Origin of the sequence: Pseudoalteromonas piscicida, from assembly GCF_002208135.1 — a bacterium.
Lineage (GTDB): Bacteria > Pseudomonadota > Gammaproteobacteria > Enterobacterales > Alteromonadaceae > Pseudoalteromonas > Pseudoalteromonas piscicida_A.
Genome location: NZ_CP021646.1, coordinates 1,621,216 through 1,637,737, shown reverse-complemented (window position 1 = coordinate 1,637,737; position 16,522 = coordinate 1,621,216). Strand labels below are relative to the sequence as shown.

14 protein-coding genes are annotated in these 16,522 nt (G+C 43.9%); 1 reads left to right on the top strand and 13 read right to left on the bottom strand.

The window, feature by feature from the left end; genetic code table 11:
* Positions 1-67 precede the first annotated feature (67 nt).
* Positions 68-1,510, top strand: coding sequence for a catalase (locus tag B1L02_RS07790; protein WP_088530577.1), 1,443 nt, complete (start codon positions 68-70; stop codon positions 1,508-1,510).
* Positions 1,511-1,573: 63 nt separating this feature from the next.
* Here the strand turns inward: B1L02_RS07790 and B1L02_RS07785 are convergent, their stop codons facing one another.
* The 13 genes from B1L02_RS07785 to B1L02_RS07725 form a co-directional block, all read right to left on the bottom strand.
* A complete protein-coding gene (locus tag B1L02_RS07785) occupies positions 1,574-2,020 on the bottom strand; it encodes a hypothetical protein (protein WP_088530576.1) in 447 nt (148 codons plus the stop codon).
* A 343-nt stretch (positions 2,021-2,363) separates the two neighbouring features.
* Complete coding sequence (locus B1L02_RS07780; protein WP_088530575.1) at positions 2,364-3,701, bottom strand: sensor histidine kinase; 1,338 nt, start codon at positions 3,699-3,701, stop codon at positions 2,364-2,366.
* On the bottom strand, positions 3,698-5,017 hold the full coding sequence (locus B1L02_RS07775) for a sigma-54-dependent transcriptional regulator (RefSeq protein ID WP_088530574.1): 1,320 nt from the start codon (positions 5,015-5,017) through the stop codon (positions 3,698-3,700). Before B1L02_RS07775 ends, B1L02_RS07780 begins: the two co-directional genes overlap by 4 nt.
* A 60-nt stretch (positions 5,018-5,077) precedes the next feature.
* Positions 5,078-6,298: an ABC transporter permease gene (locus B1L02_RS07770; protein ID WP_088530573.1), complete on the bottom strand. Its 1,221-nt coding sequence runs from the start codon at positions 6,296-6,298 to the stop codon at positions 5,078-5,080.
* A 2-nt stretch (positions 6,299-6,300) separates the two neighbouring features.
* Complete coding sequence (locus tag B1L02_RS07765) at positions 6,301-7,662, bottom strand: ABC transporter permease (protein WP_088530572.1); 1,362 nt, start codon at positions 7,660-7,662, stop codon at positions 6,301-6,303.
* A gap of 9 nt (positions 7,663-7,671) precedes the next feature.
* Entirely contained in the window at positions 7,672-8,367 is a 696-nt protein-coding gene (locus B1L02_RS07760) for an ABC transporter ATP-binding protein (RefSeq protein ID WP_010604884.1), read from the bottom strand.
* A 41-nt stretch (positions 8,368-8,408) separates the two neighbouring features.
* On the bottom strand, positions 8,409-9,677 hold the full coding sequence (locus tag B1L02_RS07755; RefSeq protein WP_088530571.1) for an efflux RND transporter periplasmic adaptor subunit: 1,269 nt from the start codon (positions 9,675-9,677) through the stop codon (positions 8,409-8,411).
* Positions 9,678-10,437: 760 nt separating this feature from the next.
* On the bottom strand, positions 10,438-12,333 hold the full coding sequence (locus B1L02_RS07750) for a propionyl-CoA synthetase (RefSeq protein ID WP_088530570.1): 1,896 nt from the start codon (positions 12,331-12,333) through the stop codon (positions 10,438-10,440).
* A gap of 175 nt (positions 12,334-12,508) precedes the next feature.
* On the bottom strand, positions 12,509-13,015 hold the full coding sequence (locus B1L02_RS07745) for a helix-turn-helix transcriptional regulator (RefSeq protein WP_088530569.1): 507 nt from the start codon (positions 13,013-13,015) through the stop codon (positions 12,509-12,511).
* Between the two features lie 3 nt (positions 13,016-13,018).
* The gene (locus B1L02_RS07740) at positions 13,019-13,756 is read right to left on the bottom strand and encodes a cytochrome b/b6 domain-containing protein (RefSeq protein ID WP_088530568.1); all 738 of its coding nucleotides are present in this window, start codon (positions 13,754-13,756) and stop codon (positions 13,019-13,021) included.
* Between the two features lie 438 nt (positions 13,757-14,194).
* Complete coding sequence (locus tag B1L02_RS07735) at positions 14,195-14,491, bottom strand: hypothetical protein (RefSeq protein ID WP_157757225.1); 297 nt, start codon at positions 14,489-14,491, stop codon at positions 14,195-14,197.
* Positions 14,492-14,523: 32 nt separating this feature from the next.
* Positions 14,524-15,588, bottom strand: coding sequence for a fibrinogen-like YCDxxxxGGGW domain-containing protein (locus B1L02_RS07730; RefSeq protein ID WP_088530566.1), 1,065 nt, complete (start codon positions 15,586-15,588; stop codon positions 14,524-14,526).
* A 134-nt stretch (positions 15,589-15,722) separates the two neighbouring features.
* Positions 15,723-16,388, bottom strand: a complete 666-nt coding sequence (locus B1L02_RS07725) for a GntR family transcriptional regulator (protein WP_010604660.1) — start codon at positions 16,386-16,388, stop codon at positions 15,723-15,725.
* Positions 16,389-16,522 lie beyond the last annotated feature (134 nt).

The following is a 16,522-nucleotide window of genomic DNA, read 5'->3' as shown; positions in this document are numbered from 1 at the left end:
TAATTGAAATTTTATTGTGGTTTATTTATTGCTGTTAGTTCCTAAATTTTAATGAAGGAAATGAGCAATGACGAAGTGTCCATTAACCACCACTGCAGGTAATCCAATCGCCGATAATCAAAATAGTCTAACAGCAGGTCCTAGAAGCCCACTATTGGTTGAGGATTACCAGTTAATCGAAAAACTGGCGCATCAAAATAGAGAACGTATACCAGAGCGTACCGTGCATGCCAAAGGATGGGGTGCGTTTGGGTCATTTACGGTAACAAACGATATAAGCCGATATACCAAGGCAAAGCTATTTGCTGAGGTCGGCAAGCAAACCGACATTTTGATGCGCTTCTCAACGGTAGCGGGTGAAAAAGGGGCTGCGGATGCAGAGCGTGATGTAAGAGGTTTTTCGATAAAGTTCTACACTGAAGAAGGAAACTGGGATTTGGTTGGCAATAATACCCCCGTATTTTTTGTTCGTGATCCGTATAAATTCCCAGATTTTATTCACACCCAAAAGCGCCACCCTAAAACCAATCTGCGCTCCAACACCGCGCAATGGGATTTTTGGTCATTGTCGCCAGAAAGCCTGCATCAAGTATTAATTTTAATGTCTGACCGTGGCTTGCCAACGGATGTGAGACACATGAACGGTTATGGCTCTCATACCTTTAGTTTGATCAACGAAGAGGACCAAAGAGTTTGGGTGAAGTTTCATATGAAAACCCAACAAGGCCACCAGCATCATACCGATGAAGAGTCTAAAACAGTGATTGGCGAAAGCAGAGAAAGTTTTCAAGAAGACTTACTTGAGGCCATAGAACGCGGAAATTATCCGAAATGGGATATGAAAATTCAGGTGATGACTGAAGCACAAGCAAAACAGTTCCAACACAATCCGTTTGATTTAACCAAGGTCTGGCCGCATGATGACTTTCCCCTTATCGATGTCGGCACACTAGAATTAAATCGCGTACCAGACAATTATTTTGCTGAAATAGAACAAGCCGCATTCAGTCCGTCTAACGTGGTATCGGGAATTGGGTTTTCTCCGGATAAAATGTTGCAAGCACGCATTTTCTCCTATGCCGATGCTCACCGCTACCGACTCGGCACGCACTATGAGGCATTACCCGTTAATCGCCCAAAATGCCCTGTCCATCATTACCACAAAGACGGTGCGATGCGGTTCTTTAACAATGAACCCGGTGGCAACGAAGATGCTTACTACGAGCCAAATTCAATGGGTGGCCCAAAAGAGAATCCCGAGTACAAGCGCCCCGCTCTTGAGCTTGAAGGAATGGCAGATAGGTACGACCATCGCAAAGACAATGATGACTTTTCACAGCCTCGTGCTTTATATTGCCTTTTTGATGATGCTCAAAAGCAGCGTTTGTACGGCAACATCGCGCGCGCCATGGCGGGTGTCCCTGAGCATATTATTGAACGTCAACTCGGGTTATTTAAATCTGTTCACGAAGAACTCGAAGCTGGTGTTAGAACTGCACTGAGTAAATAGTTCAGGTAGTTAACCTTGAACCGAATAAAGAGCTAGCGCCTGAAGTGCTAGCTTTTAACACTGCTAAATTTGTGACCATGCTTTTTTGGTTCCAAGCGCATAAGCCCCGCCTATTACCAAGCAAATTGAGGAACTCACCAGCCAAAACGTCATGCTGTTATCTGGGATGGTTGGCATGATAAAAACAAACCCAATTCCTCTTATTAAAAAGATTGCACTTATTACACACAGGGCAATTTTCATCAAAGGTAATTGTCGAGTCCATTTCGCCCCTGAAAACGCATAGCATGACCAGAGCAGTAAAATCGTAGCGATAACGGCAGTGATAAGATGAGGATAAATAAGCCCTTGCTCGGCCATAGTAGCCATTTCCTCGCCAGCACCAAAAAAGCGATACCAAGGCGCGCCAAAGATAATGCAGCCAATGTGCGCCACTGCCGCAATGGCTGTACACACACCCGCGAAGAGTAAAAAGTGGTTGGTCGTTTGAGTTTGCGCGTTCAAGTTCATTTCCCTCAATTGTCAACTTGCTTGAGTATCGCTGCTCTTCCGTTACCTGTCGATAGATATGCGCTCAACAGGCATTATTTGTGGGTCGTGACTTATCACAACAAAATGATCTTCGTCGCCTAAGATATGGTATTAAAACCCAAAGATCGCGGGTGAACCCGCTCCCACCCTACATGCGTTTAGCAAAAAGTGAAGTTAACAGAATAAACCTGTGAAGCTCCTTGTTTGTAGGTCGTGCTTTATCTGGGCACAAAAATTCCCGCGGCCTGAGATACGGTATTAAAACCCAAAGATCGCTGGGTGAACCCGTTCCCACCCGATATGGGTTAGTGTAATAACAACGCTATGCTTTAGGTGCGACGAGTGGTAAATCAAACTGCACCATTAACCCGCCTTTTTCGCGATTAAATAGCTTAAGTTGTCCACCATGAGCAATGGCGACTTCATTACAAATACTCAATCCTACCCCTGTGCCACTAGGTTTAGTAGAAAAGAATGGCAGTACTGCGTTTGCTAGCTTTTCTTCTTCCATTCCTACACCTCTATCAACAACCACGACTATCAGACGTTGATAATCAACCAGCAGCTTCACACCTATTTCGCCCACCTCTGAGCCTGATTCGTGTGCATTCTTTATTAAGTTTATCATCACCTGCTCTACCTGTACCGAATCAAAAAACGCACGCTCAACAGGAAGTGGGGCCAGCAAGGTAAATGCGTATAGCTTACTAACGGTATCCAGTAAGGGCTGCAAGGGTTGCTCTGTAATATTAGGCGCTGGCAACCTCGCAAACTCACTATATTTGGCGACAAACTCACTTAAGTTCTCGGTGCGACGATTAATGGTCGAAAGCATTTCGGGCAGCAGTTGAATGAGGGCATGATTTTGTTCTTTGGCACTACGCTCAACAATTGTATTTGCGGAGTTAGTCAGCGAAGAGATGGGCGCTAATGAATTATTGAGTTCATGACTGATAAGACGGATGGCATTTTTCCAAAGCCCCACCTCTTGGCGGCTCATTTCGCTAGATAGGTTTTGACACATAAGCAACACATGCGGCTGGTGGTTGAGCGTTATGCTCTGCCTCGAAAAGTAATAGCTCTGCTTTTCATCGTTAGCTTGAAAGGTCACAAACCCAGATTCTTTTTGTAGCAAAATAGTTTGCAGTTTAGGATCTGCATTCGTAATGGCATGATGAAGCACAAGGCCACTTAAAGATTTTTTGTTATCAAGTAATTTTCCGGCTTTATCATTGGCATATACAACCTGATCAAACTGATTGAGTAATATAATCGACACTGGCGACACCTGCAAAATGGTATCGAGTAATAACTCCCTTTGGCTGGTGGCGTGGCGCTGCTTTTTTAGTGTTGTCGATAAACGATTATATTCCAGAATTAAATCCGACATTTCTATACTTTCAAAATGCGTGATTTGAACTGAGAAGTCTTGATCTTTAAAACTGCGGATCCCGTCCGTTAAGCAATCGATGATCCGCTGTTGGCGAGAGAAAAAGTAACTGATACCGACAATGCCTACTAACGTCGCAACAAGCAGTCCCACCGGAATTGCCAGAGTAAGTGGTATTGCAAACGAAGCAGCCAGCCATAAAATAGCCGCGAACACCGTTAGTGATACAAATAAGCATGCAGACACCGCTGCTTGAAGAGATACCGTCATTTTAAACCAAACTTCTCCATTCTCCGGTATAGTGCTTGCCGACTTAATCCAAGCTTTCTTGCAGCTTTACTGACTACGCCATCAGCGCTGTCTAATGCTGCTTCGATATCTGCCTGTGTATATTCAAGCGGCTCTTCATGTTGTGGTGTTTGAATCGCCAAATGCGCACACTCGATTTCTTGACCTGGACTCAACAACACAGCACGACCTATGGTGTTTTCAAGCTCCCTAACGTTTCCAGGCCAAGTATGATGCTTTAACTGCTTCATTGCTGCGTTACTCAAACTCTTGTTGCTAGGCAAAAAGTGATCTACTAACACGGTAATATCTTCTTTTCTCTCAGATAGTGGCGGCAATTTAAGCTCAATCATATTGATCCGATAATACAAATCTTCTCTAAAAGTGCCTGCGCGAATGGCCTCTGGTAAATTACTGTTGGTGGCACTGATCACCCTAACATTTACCCTTCTTGTTACCGTGCTGCCAACGCGTTCAAACTCGCCGCTTTGTAAAACCCGAAGTAATTTTTGCTGACCTGCCAAAGACAAGTTGCCGATTTCGTCTAAAAACAAGGTGCCACCATCGGCGGCTTCAAAGCGCCCAGCCCTCGATTTTTGTGCGCCTGTATAAGCACCACTTTCAACCCCAAATAACTCGGCCTCAATGAGGTCCGCCGGAATGGCCCCGGCATTCACTTTAATAAAGGGTTGATTTTTATAGCTGCTATTGGCTTGCACGATTTCTGCAATTTTCTCTTTCCCAGCGCCGTTTGGTCCTGTAATCAGAATTGGCGCATCGGAGTGCGCAACCTGAGTCGCCATTTCAAGCAAGCTCAACATGGCCGGATCGGCAACCACCACACCACACAGGTCGTATTGCGCCTTTAGCTTTTGTAATCTGGCATTGCGCTGATTTGCGGCGCTACTTACTTGCTCTTGTAGTTCTCGCATTTCGAGCAAGTTTTTCACTGAAGTGACGAGTTTATGATCTTTCCAAGGTTTAGCTAAGTAGTCTGCCGCACCATCTTTAATTAGCTCTACCGCCATTTCAAGATTCGTCCAAGCGGTCAGTAAGATGATAGGCAAGTCTGGCTCTAAATCTCGAATCGCTTTATACAGGGCTTTACCTTCCGCGCCGCTGGTGGTGTCTCGGGTAAAGTTCATATCTTGAATAACTAAGTCGAACTGTTTGCTACGCACCTTCTCTAGACCCAGTTGCGGAGAGGTAACACCTTCACACGGAATATCATTGAGCAACAAAAGGACTTTAATGGCTTGAATTACATCCGGATTATCGTCAATTACCAATACACTCATGAACGCTTTTGATCCTAATTTGTAAATTTTGCCCCTTTCGGGGCTATGTTGTTTTTATTATTAACTCGATTTAGTTACTTGTGCCGGCGACACTTTCGCGGCTTCTTTGGCTGGCAGGTATACCGCCAATGTACTCACAAGCCAAGTAAAAATAGCTACCCCAACCAATAACGGGATCTCTACCACACTTTGCACGCGAACATTATTCATCAAAAAATAGTAAAGCAAAATCGAGAGACCAAAGCCTAGCACTAAACCGATAAAGACTAAAATTGTATTTTCTTTAATTAAAGACCACATCACTTTACCTTTAGATGCACCTAGCGCACGAAGCACACCATGATCTTTCTTTCTTAGGCTAACTGAAAAGCTGACAAGTGCGACAATACCAAGCGCGGTGACCACGCAAGCGATGATGCTTATGCCTGCCATGGTAAGTGCAAAGGTGCTACGGCCATCCCACAAACGTTTTTTTGCCCTAGCAACGAACTCAACTCGCTCAACCATTCGTCCGTTGGTGTGATAAAGTGCCGTTTCAACTTCTTCTAAAATTCGCTCAGACACACCTTCTTCGACTCTGACTAAATAATTGGCTCGTTGACGGTTACCCCAAATGACTTCAGGTACAACCCCTGAATTGTAGGGTTGTTGATTGTATGTTGCTCCTTCTCCAAGCATTTTACCTCCATATACCCCAACCACTTGATGTGGAATGCGCTGTCTTGAAATATACACCGTCTGTCCAAGGGCAGAATCATCACCAAATAACGACGAAGCAAGGTCGTCACTTATCATAATAACGCCTGCATTTTTGGTTGTTTCATCTCCTTTGATATATTCACTGGCATAAAATCTACGCCCCTCAACCAGTTCAAGTCCAAGTACATCTACGCCTTTTTCATCTAAGCCAAAGTAGCCGAACACGCTGTAGTCTGTTTCTGGTTGAGTATTTTTAAAAATCGTCCACCCAGGGCCTAAACTGTTTAATACCAGCTCTCTACCAGCATAAGATGCGGCAACCACCCCAGGCACTTTTTCAATCGCTTGAATATCCTTTTCAATAAGTGACTGCACGTCTACCGAGGTATCAAACACACGCGTCGTTACATTGAGAATTTGTTGCTCTTCCAACTTGGAAGGAATTAGCCAGTTTTGCAGCGTCGCATAGCTGATAAAGGCCGTATTGCTGACAATCATCACGGTAATCGCGATTTGTAGAATGATTAACAGTGCAATACTTTTTTGCTTTAAGATCAATTTTAAAATATGTTTAATCGCCATACTTACCCCCTTAATTCCGCAGCTGGTGACACACGGCTACTACGGTATATCGGATATAATCCAGATATCCCAACCGCCAAGAAAATGCCTGTCGTCGTCCAAAGTGCCAGCTCACCATCGAACTGATAGATTTGACGGACTTGCTCAGCAAGGGCCATATAATCCGCCTGATACATACGCAAGTGGAACATTAATTCAAGCCCTGCGAACGCCAATACAAAGCCAAGTGCTACAGACGCAACCGTGAGCATCAAAATCTCTAAAAAGTGAATTTTCATTATTACCCCACGGTTTGCGCCGAGCGCTCGATAAAGGGAAATAAGCTTGCGATTAGCTTGGAATTTAGCCAGCAAAATGCCAACGGTATTCACTAAACAAATGCCAAATAGTAAATACGAAAACGTTAGATAAATGGCTTCCCATGCCATAAAACGCTGGATCAAAATATAGAGCTCGCCCATGCTATAAAAGTCGGTAAGATTTTTATGTTGAAAGCGACCAACCGCTTGTTGCTTTTCAATATAGCTATTCAACCACGTTTTTAGTACTGCAAGATGTGCCGTCTTTTTGTCTTCTCGGTACTGGAACCACACCGTCAAATAACCACATTCAGCACTTTTCAGCATGTCGACACTGCCGCTACGTGGGTTGGTTGCAGTGTATAAATCGTCGGTTCTGCACGTTACTTGCCCCGTTCTTGGAAAGTTTTGCGCATAAGCATAATTTAACGGAATAAAAACATCGTGATTGTAATTATTACTAAAGCTCAAATCTTGGAAGCGGCGCTTATAATTGCTTAAGTCAACCACGCCAACGACTTGTATTTGTTCGCCTTGAACTTGAATAAACTGCCCGACAGAATTCGCTCCACCAAATAGATGGTCATTAGCATTTTTACTGATCACAGCCACCGCTTCGCCACTTTTTTGGTTTTGTTCACTCCAAGAAGCTCCGTGAATAAACGGCGCATCTAGTACACTAAACATCTCTCTATCTGTAGCAGAAGCTTCTACACTAATAGGCCTAACTGAGTTATCAGCAAGGCCCGCAATAAACTCTGTGGTGTAGTTAAACGATAGATACTCGTATGGTAAATCAGCTTGCTTAAGCGCTTGGGTATCTTGATAAGTCCAGCGAGGAAATTGTCTAAAATCAGCAACATCCTCATCGGCTTCAAAATAGTTAAGACCTGCCGTATATAAGCTGTCTCCCTTATAACCAATCACTTCGCTACTACTTTGTTTTACAATGGCTGACATCGTCAACATTAAGGTGATCCCAACCGCAAGGTTAATTACCATCAGTGCGCTTAGCTTGAGTTTTTGTTTTAATCCCTGCCAAGCTAACAATATTAGCTCTTTCATTGCCTGCTCCTACACTGCCAGTTCGGTTAACTGAGATTTAGTGATGTCGGTTAGCTCACCATCAAGAATTTGGATATTACGACCCGCTCGTCGTGCCAGCTCATTGTCATGGGTGACCATAATCAATGTAGTGCCCGCCTGATTCACTTCTTGTAATAAATCCATCACTTGCCTTGCCATTAAGCTGTCTAAATTACCCGTTGGTTCATCCGCTAAAAGGAAGCGCGGTTTCCCCGCCAGCGCTCTGGCAATGGCCACGCGCTGCTGTTGCCCGCCACTTAACTGTGCTGGGTGGTGCTTCATTCTGCTTGCAAGTCCAACAAGTTCTAAGGCTTCTTCAATGCGCTTTTTACGCTCACTGGCTTTTATTCCCCTAAAAATAAGGGGGACTTCAACGTTGTCATATAAAGATAAGTCGCTGATAAGATTAAAGCCTTGGAAGATAAAGCCAATTTTTTCGTTTCTTAGCTGTGACAGCTTTTTATCGTTAAGATTGGCAACGTTTTCACCATCTAGAAAATAGTCACCGCGCTCAAAACGCTCTAACAAACCGGCAATGTTCAAAAAGGTCGTTTTGCCTGATCCTGACGGGCCTGTGACCGCAATAAACTCCCCTTCTTCAATGGTTAAATTGACATTACTGAGTGCATGGGTCTCAATCAGATCTGTGCGATAAATTTTGCTTACTTCATTCATTTTTAACATTGTCTATTCCTTCTCATTCTTATTCGGTACGCAAGATGAGGCTACTTCCCGAGTAGCACTCGCGCTTTGTTATTGAACGGTTCTAAACTTGAGATCACGATTTCTTGTCCTTCACTCAGGCCCTCGATAATCTCTACTTCAGAGATACTTTTTACACCGAGCTGAATGGGGGTTTGATCAGCCTGCTCACCGACAACCGCATAGGTAAAACGCCCAGCGCCAGTTTCAACAAATGCACCACGCCTTACTTTGAGCACGTCTTGCTTTTGCGACAGAATAATTCTTGTAGATACCTTTTGGTTTTGGCGAAGACCACTTGGTTGTTCATCAAAGCGTACTCGCGCACTGACACGGCCAGCTTCGATTTCAGGGGAAATAGCGACCAGCTTCGCATGATATTGGTATTGATTGATAAATACTTCAGCGGCCATGCCGACTCCTAGATTGTCGGCGTAAATTTCTGGTATTTGCGCTTCAACCTCAAGCTCTGAAAGGTCAACCAAGGAGATTAACGCCGCATCTCGCTGTACAAACTGCTTTTGCTGGACATGCACCGTACCAACAATACCTGACAACGGCGATACAATGTTAAGTGCGGCTACCTGACGCTGCACTTCTTCTAAAATATGCTGTTGTCTGGTTAGGCTCAGCTCACTACTTTTTAGCTCAAACGCGAGTCGCTCTTGCTCAAGCTTTAGCGAATCGATGGCGTGCCGCTCTTGTAGTTGCGCGCGCTTAAGTTCAACCATTGACTGTTCAAGCTCTAGTTTTGAGATAATTTGCTTTTCGATGCTCTGTTTTGAGCGCGCCATTTCCCGCTCTGCCGCTTCTAGGTCTACTTTCGCCATTTCCATGCGTTGTTTGGTATCGAGTAGCTGCTGTTTAATCGAGATCCGTTGGCGCTCAACTTCCGTCTTTAAGCGTTCAAATGTCGCCTCTTCTTGTAGTAAACGGTTAGTCAACTCCGGACTGTCGATGCTAAGCAACGTTTGCCCCGCTTTGATGGCATCACCGGGTTTAACGTTTAATGTCACTGTGCCCGATGCAATGGCGTATAGGTCTGGGTTATTCGCAGCGAGCGTACGCCCTTCAACGCGAATATCTTCGCTGATATCACCTCTCACTACCGTGGCGAGACGTACTTGCTCCCGCGATACCGTCTGCTCTGCAGATAAAATCGTGTTAATGCTTGGCCAAGCACTAGTTAATCCACCTAAGGTGATGCCAACGGCCAACAACGCAATCACAGGCTTTTTTATGGTTCGCTTCTTTACGATTTGTTTGTCTTGCGCACTTGTATCTTTAATCATGCTACCTCCTTGCGGACAAGTGGGTGTCCGCGATTATCATGAATAACTAATAACAAGTAGCGTGCCAGAATTTATGCTGTTGTTTTATATCGCATTTATGAGATTCAACGGCTTTACTCAAGGAGATTGGACGGACACCGGACAGTTTGCGGACAATAGCTGAACGTAACTAAAACTGGCTGTTCGTGACTTATCGCAACATCAAATTTTAGTGGGAACCACAATTAAAAGATCGCGGGGTGAACCCGCTCCCACCTAATACAGCTGCTCGTTTAGCTCAAGGTTTACCCTAATAGCTCAGCAACACTGGTAGATCGTGACTAAAACAGGTAGGTCGTGATTTATCGCGACATCAGATTTTAGAAGGAACAGCACTCCAAAGATCGTGGGGTGAACCCGCTCCCACCTAATGTTGATGCGCGTTTAGCACAAGTTTTACCCTAATAGCTCAGCAACACTGGTAGATCGTGACTAAAACAGGTAGGTCGTGATTTATCGCGACATCAGATTTTAGAAGGAACAGCACTCCAAAGATCGCGGGATGAACCCGCTCCCACCTAATGTTGATTCACGTTTAGCACAAGGTTTACCCTAATAGCTCAGCAACACAGCTGGGTCGTGACTAAAACTGGTGGGTTGTGAGTTATCACGACATTAGATTTTTGAGGTAACCGCACTCAAAAAATCGCGGGGTGAACCCGCTCCTAACTAATGTTGATGCGCGTTTAGCGTTAGGGGAAACCCGTGAACACACAAAAAACTATTGATGTTGGCTCACATCCCACAATTGCTTCAACTCTTCAATAATGGCGGGATCGTCAATGGTCGATGGTACGACGATGTCTTCTCCGTCCACTAGCTGGCGCAGGTTCTTTCTGAGAATTTTACCCGAACGGGTTTTGGGTAAACGTTCGACTACTTTAATGGTTTTAAGGCTGGCAATCGCGCCGATCTTTTCGCGGATCAGGCTTCTTATTTCCTCTGCAATGGCCACTTCTGTAGTGCTTACGCCATCTTTCAATACCACCATAGCAATGGGCACTTGGCCTTTTAACTCATCTTTACCGGCAAATACGGCGCATTCTGCAATTGCTTGATGACCTGCAACGATTTCTTCCATTTCACCGGTTGACAGTCTATGTCCGGCTACGTTTATTACGTCATCGGTGCGGCCCATAATAAACAGATATCCATCTTCATCAAAATAACCGCCGTCGCCAGAGAGGTAATAACCGGGGTATTGTGCCAAGTAACTGCCCTTAAAGCGTGCTGTGTTATTCCAAATAGTGGTTAAACAACCGGGAGGAAGTGGCAATTTTACCGCAACAACGCCTTGTTGATTCGCCTCACAAGGACTGCCGTCTACATCAAGGATCTCAACTTGATAGCCGGGCGTGGGAACAGTTGCACTACCCGCCTTAGTTGGCATCAATTCAATCCCAACTGGGTTACACGCAATAGCCCAGCCTGTTTCGGTTTGCCACCAGTGATCAATTATCGGCAGCTTTGTGGTTGATTGTAGCCAGTCGTAGGTGGCGGGATCGAGTCGCTCACCAGCTAAAAATAAGGTTTTTAAGCTGCTGGTATTGTAGTTAGCTAAAAGTGCTGCACTCGGGTCTTCTTTTTTAATGGCACGAAATGCTGTCGGTGCACTAAAAAGTGCTGCCACTTGGTATTCTTCGACCACTCGCCAAAACGCCCCTGCATCTGGAGTTTTAATCGGTTTTCCTTCGTATAATACGCTAGCGCAACCATAAATCAGCGGGCCATAAACAATATAAGAATGCCCCACAACCCAGCCAATGTCGGATGCAGCCCAAAACACTTCACCGGGCTCCATGCCGTAAACGGTTTTCATACTATAGTTTAATGCCACTGCGTGGCCGCCCTGCTCTCGCACTACTCCTTTGGGCGTACCTGTGGTGCCGGAGGTATATAAAATATAAAGCGGGTGGGTGCTAGGTAACGGCACTGCATCAAAGGATTCTGGCGTGTTTGCCACCACCGTCCAGTCTACATCTCTTGGCGATGACATCTGCGCTTGGTATGCCTCACGCTGTAAAACAATACAATGTTCAACTTGATGCTTTGCCAACGACAGCGCTTCATCCAGCATAGGTTTGTATTCAATGGTACGGTCTATTTCAATTCCGCAAGAGGCGCTGATCACCAGTTTTGGCTTAGCATCGTCTATTCTCACCGCAAGCTCATGGGGCGCAAAGCCGCCAAACACCACCGAATGAATAGCACCAATGCGCGCACATGCAAGCATAGCAACGACCGCCTCAGGCACCATGGGCATATAAATAACCACCCTATCACCAACACTTACACCAAGCTGATTTAAGCCAGCCGCAAAATGGCTCACTTGAGAGAGCAACTCACGATAGCTAATTGTGCGTTTGGTATTCGTCACCGGCGAGTCATAAATTAGCGCGGCTTGCTCGCCTCGGCCTTGGTGTACATGATGGTCGAGTGCCAAATAACTGGTATTCATCAAGCCATCACTAAACCAATGACTCAGCCCCTCTTGGTCTTGGGTATGTCCGATTTTTGGTGGCGTATGCCAATCAAGCCGTGTCGCTTCGTTGAGCCAAAACGCCTCTGGGTCTTGGGTAAATGTGTGGTATGCCTGTTGATAGGTTGCTGTTGTCATAATAGGTTACTCAGTTTCGCTGGAACTTAGTAAAGATAGATAAAAAACCGCCAAGTTTTGATGAGACTTTAGTCTTGCGGGGATGATATAGATCAAAATCTAGGTGGTTATATGCAGTTGAGATTTAGATAAGGGATAGGTTAACTTAGCAACTACATATTTGCGCGTTCTAATTTTATTGTGCCGGCAGCAAATCTTCTAAGAAAAAGGCGGATAACTCTGAGCGGCCATTTAAACCTGCTTTAGCATAAACAGACAAGGATTGTGCGCGAGCGGTTTTTTCACTGGTCCCACGCACGTTTGCTACTTCTTTTAAGCTTATACCCTTGAGTAGTAAAAAAGCCACTTCTTTCTCAGCAGGGGTGAGTTGCCAATGATCTAATTGTTCGTTAATCAGCTTAGATAAACCATCTAAATATTCTTTTGACTGCTGTCGCCATTGTGCTGCTTCCAGCCTTAAATTTTCGGTTAGTTGGCGCTCAGACTTTAAATCTTGCTTAAGCTTAAAAAGATCTTTAAAAATGTAAAACACACCTGCTAATGCTAACAGCCCTGCCGCTCCTTCAACGATAAGGTGCCAAATTTCAACACCTTCTTTTAAGTCGGTCATTACATCAAAGCTAATTAACACCGCAATGATTAACAGGGTTGTTAGTAATATTATCCGGTCTTTACTGCTCATGCTTTACTCATGTTCAGATCCGCTTCCGTGTTTGTCATATTCATCATGTTCGTTTTCACCTGCAGCTTCAAATTCAAACAAACTTAATGTTATGCCAAATACCGATGTGGTTCGACTGACTGGATCAAAGTTTTTCGATAAAATGGTGCTACAACTTAAGATAAATACTAAATAAATAACTGCTAATAAAGTGTGCTTTGGTACCGATGCCTCGGTGTTTGGCAAGTTTTTTTCTCCCGTTATCATGCTTTTGCCAATTGGATCTTTGTATTTAATGGTATGTAATACAATACCAACTAAATGCAGTACTACGATTAATATAAAAGCGTTAGCGCAAAATTCGTGTATTTCTTCAATGGCATCATCAAATGGACCTGTGATCATCAACAAACCAGTAATGCCTAGGCAAATACTCAACAGCATCATCACCACTGATGCCCAACTAGATGCAGGGTTATGCCCAGCGTATCGTTGGTTTTCACCTGATACGCTATTTTTTAAATAGTTAATTAACGCTTTAGGTTGCAGTAAAAAGTCTGAAAACTTGGCGTGTTTACTCCCTATCACTCCCCAAATTAACCGCCAAGATAATGCGAAACATAAGGTGATGCCTGCGATCATATGATAGGAAAACAATGCGTTATCATCGTCTACCCATTTACCGATAACAAAGGCAATAAAAAAACAGCCAGCAAATAGCCAGTGAAAGCAGCGAGTTGGAAGGTCGTATACGCGTTTCATGATCAGCTCCTGTTTGAACAAGGTGAATTTTGTAATAGACACTATTGTGGCGTTCCAATTCAACCTTTGACCATAGAGCAAATGACCTACGCAACTAATTTCTCTTATTTTTCATAAGAATAACAATAACCACTTTCAAAAATGGTAATAAGTTTTTTAGACTGAAAACATGAGCAAACAAATAAACAATGATGACACAACTCTATTTGGGTACTGCAGCCTTTTTAGGAACGTCCAAATTTGAAGTGGGTGTCTGTGATTTATGGTAGTATATTTTGAGGAATAAGCTTAGGTTGTGTTGGCAATATTCAACGATATCGTTTTAGCATAAGCAACGGTAGCATCGAAGGACAAAACCAATTTATTTTTTGATATTAATAGTTCAGCATCATTGATTTAACAGCAGCACCTAAGAGGCGCTGCTAAGCCTAATCAGCTTTACCTTACATAGATATAGGTTACCTGACTTGCAGCGTAACCATTGACATTGCTTGATTTATACATGCTACCATTAAAGTTGTAGATATTAGCATAATTCAGCATGCCGTAATCGCGGCCACTACCAGAGCAACCTGACGATTCGTGCCAAAACAAACGAAATCTCGCTTCGCCTGTGCGATTTTTATTCTCTCCAAGTGTATCTTGAAGTGGTATACAGTTTGCCGTGTTTAACACGCTGATATCTGCAATGGCGTAATTATTAATAGCAGGCATCACCATATACATTTCTCGCATGTTGCTTTTGTAGTTAACCCACTGTGCATCCGTCAGATGGTAGTTTGCATCAAAACTCGTGATATTTTGTGTTGCTTCAAACCAACCATCCAGCGTCGTGTTACTGTTAGCATAGTTATAACCAACCACTCGACGCAAGCCAACCAGTGTCCAGCCTCCCCCTGTTCATCCATATTACAATAAGTTGTGAACTCTGGCATGATATCGTTGCCGTCTTGATCAAGGATATAGAACCCTGATGGAGACTGTGGTTCATTTTGTAGTAACTCATTACAACTTGTATAGTAAGGGCTTGGTAAAGTAATAGCTTCTTTATTTGCTCGAATATTTACAGTATCTGAGCCATATGAAGTCACGTCTTGGGCAAACAAGTGACCGTCTATCGTTAGTACGTTGATGACTTCCTCAATGTGTGTTAGCTCGGTGTCTTTTGATTGCTCTTCGGATAGGGTAAGCTCGTGTTGTTTAAATGTCGTACCAGTGTGGTCCATAACAACTTGATCTACATAATATGCCTGACCTGAATCAAGCGTCCCTTCCTTACTTGGTGCATAGATAGCCAAATATGCGACTGTCTGTTGTGTAGTAGCACGACCTGCAACTGGTTGCTCTTGGTACTGTACGTAAGCACTGAAACCTAGCTGATTAACATTACTCGCACGAGCAACATAAGAAGACTGATTAGTATCACTTTGACCACTCAAAAATAGATAAGGCACCTGTGGCAATTGCTGCGTGAAACGGAACTCTTTTTCAGAAGTCCCCAGTACAATACTGCCAACTTCCCATATTGAGCCATCCGCCATTTCGTAACGGCCTTTCTCTAGCGTGAACGTAGATATAGTCTCCCCTTGATGGCCCCCATCCAAATAATCCCACTCTGCAAATCGTACCGACACAGAGCCATTTCCATTATCTGAGACCATCACGTTACCAGGCTCAGCATCATTTAAACTTGCAACACCAGTAACTAGCACCTGCTTTTGAGTTTTAGCAATCACAATATGTTGATCTGTTACGGTATACTCAGCCAGATTAAATGCATTAGCAGAAGTACCAGCAAGGATACAGCTCGTAAGTAGAGTTTTCTTTAACATATAAAAGTCCTTTCTAAGTATTATTGGAAGAAGATTTTTCTCTGAAAATATTTTTGTAAAAATACCGTCTCAGATTCAAAATTTGCAATCGATTTACATCAATATATGAAATCATCAGGAAGTGATTATGTTACCTACTGCTCGCTTTCAAGCTTTAGCAGCAGCGCTTTAATATCATCTTTTGCGCCGGTGATATGTTTTTTCAAAAAGTCACAGGCCCCTTTGGTATTTTTATCGCGGCACAATTCTAGTAGTTGGCGATGTTCATCTGGTGCGGTTTTAATGCCACCTGCAAGTAGGATATGCATGCGCACATAACGCTCGGAATTTTTACTGTACACATCCACCAGCTCACGAGTCTGTGGGCGCTGTGCTTTGCTGTAGAGTTTGCTGTGAAATTCGGCGTTAAGCTTGCCAGTTGCCAGTTGTGTATCGCCAGCTGCCATTGCTTCTTCAAGCTCGGCTAAGATGGCCTCAGCTTCTAGCAAGTCGCGCGCCGTTAACTTATCGATTGAATGGCATAAAAGCTCGGCTTCCAACAATGCGCGTAGGTCAAAAATTTCGTCGATTTGCTCAGCGCTTAAACGTGTGACCGTCGCGCCTTTGTGCGCTTCAAAGTTAACTAAGCCTTCGGCTTCTAGTTGCAGAAGTGCTTCTCTAACGGGAATACGACTTACATTTAACTCATCTGCCAGCGCGGCTTGCCTCAGCGGCTCGCCCGCTTTGATTTCGCCTGTGAGGATTTTTTCACGAATTGCTTCAGCAACTAATTGAGTTCGAGTTTTATGTACAATCGCCATAGTATTTAGTAATTATTGTTTTATGAACTCATTATAAACGTATCTGAGTTCAAATTGCATGTTTGTCGAGTATATAAGTTTGATGTGCGAATTATGTCTGAATAAAAAAGCCCATAGCAATACTATGGGCTTGG

Excerpts from the sequence above, each read along its gene's own strand:
- B1L02_RS07775 (WP_088530574.1), bottom strand. The coding sequence starts at position 5,017 with ATGAGTGTATTGGTAATTGACGATAATCCGGATGTAATTCAAGCCATT.
- B1L02_RS07765 (WP_088530572.1), bottom strand. The coding sequence starts at position 7,662 with ATGAAAGAGCTAATATTGTTAGCTTGGCAGGGATTAAAACAAAAACTC.
- B1L02_RS07790 (WP_088530577.1), top strand. The coding sequence starts at position 68 with ATGACGAAGTGTCCATTAACCACCACTGCAGGTAATCCAATCGCCGAT.
- B1L02_RS07755 (WP_088530571.1), bottom strand. The coding sequence starts at position 9,677 with ATGATTAAAGATACAAGTGCGCAAGACAAACAAATCGTAAAGAAGCGA.
- B1L02_RS07745 (WP_088530569.1), bottom strand. The coding sequence starts at position 13,015 with ATGAGCAGTAAAGACCGGATAATATTACTAACAACCCTGTTAATCATT.
- B1L02_RS07725 (WP_010604660.1), bottom strand. The coding sequence starts at position 16,388 with ATGGCGATTGTACATAAAACTCGAACTCAATTAGTTGCTGAAGCAATT.
- B1L02_RS07735 (WP_157757225.1), bottom strand. The coding sequence starts at position 14,491 with ATGCGAGAAATGTATATGGTGATGCCTGCTATTAATAATTACGCCATT.
- B1L02_RS07760 (WP_010604884.1), bottom strand. The coding sequence starts at position 8,367 with ATGTTAAAAATGAATGAAGTAAGCAAAATTTATCGCACAGATCTGATT.
- B1L02_RS07770 (WP_088530573.1), bottom strand. The coding sequence starts at position 6,298 with ATGGCGATTAAACATATTTTAAAATTGATCTTAAAGCAAAAAAGTATT.
- B1L02_RS07780 (WP_088530575.1), bottom strand. The coding sequence starts at position 3,701 with ATGACGGTATCTCTTCAAGCAGCGGTGTCTGCATGCTTATTTGTATCA.
- B1L02_RS07730 (WP_088530566.1), bottom strand. The coding sequence starts at position 15,588 with ATGTTAAAGAAAACTCTACTTACGAGCTGTATCCTTGCTGGTACTTCT.
- B1L02_RS07785 (WP_088530576.1), bottom strand. The coding sequence starts at position 2,020 with ATGAACTTGAACGCGCAAACTCAAACGACCAACCACTTTTTACTCTTC.
- B1L02_RS07750 (WP_088530570.1), bottom strand. The coding sequence starts at position 12,333 with ATGACAACAGCAACCTATCAACAGGCATACCACACATTTACCCAAGAC.
- B1L02_RS07740 (WP_088530568.1), bottom strand. The coding sequence starts at position 13,756 with ATGAAACGCGTATACGACCTTCCAACTCGCTGCTTTCACTGGCTATTT.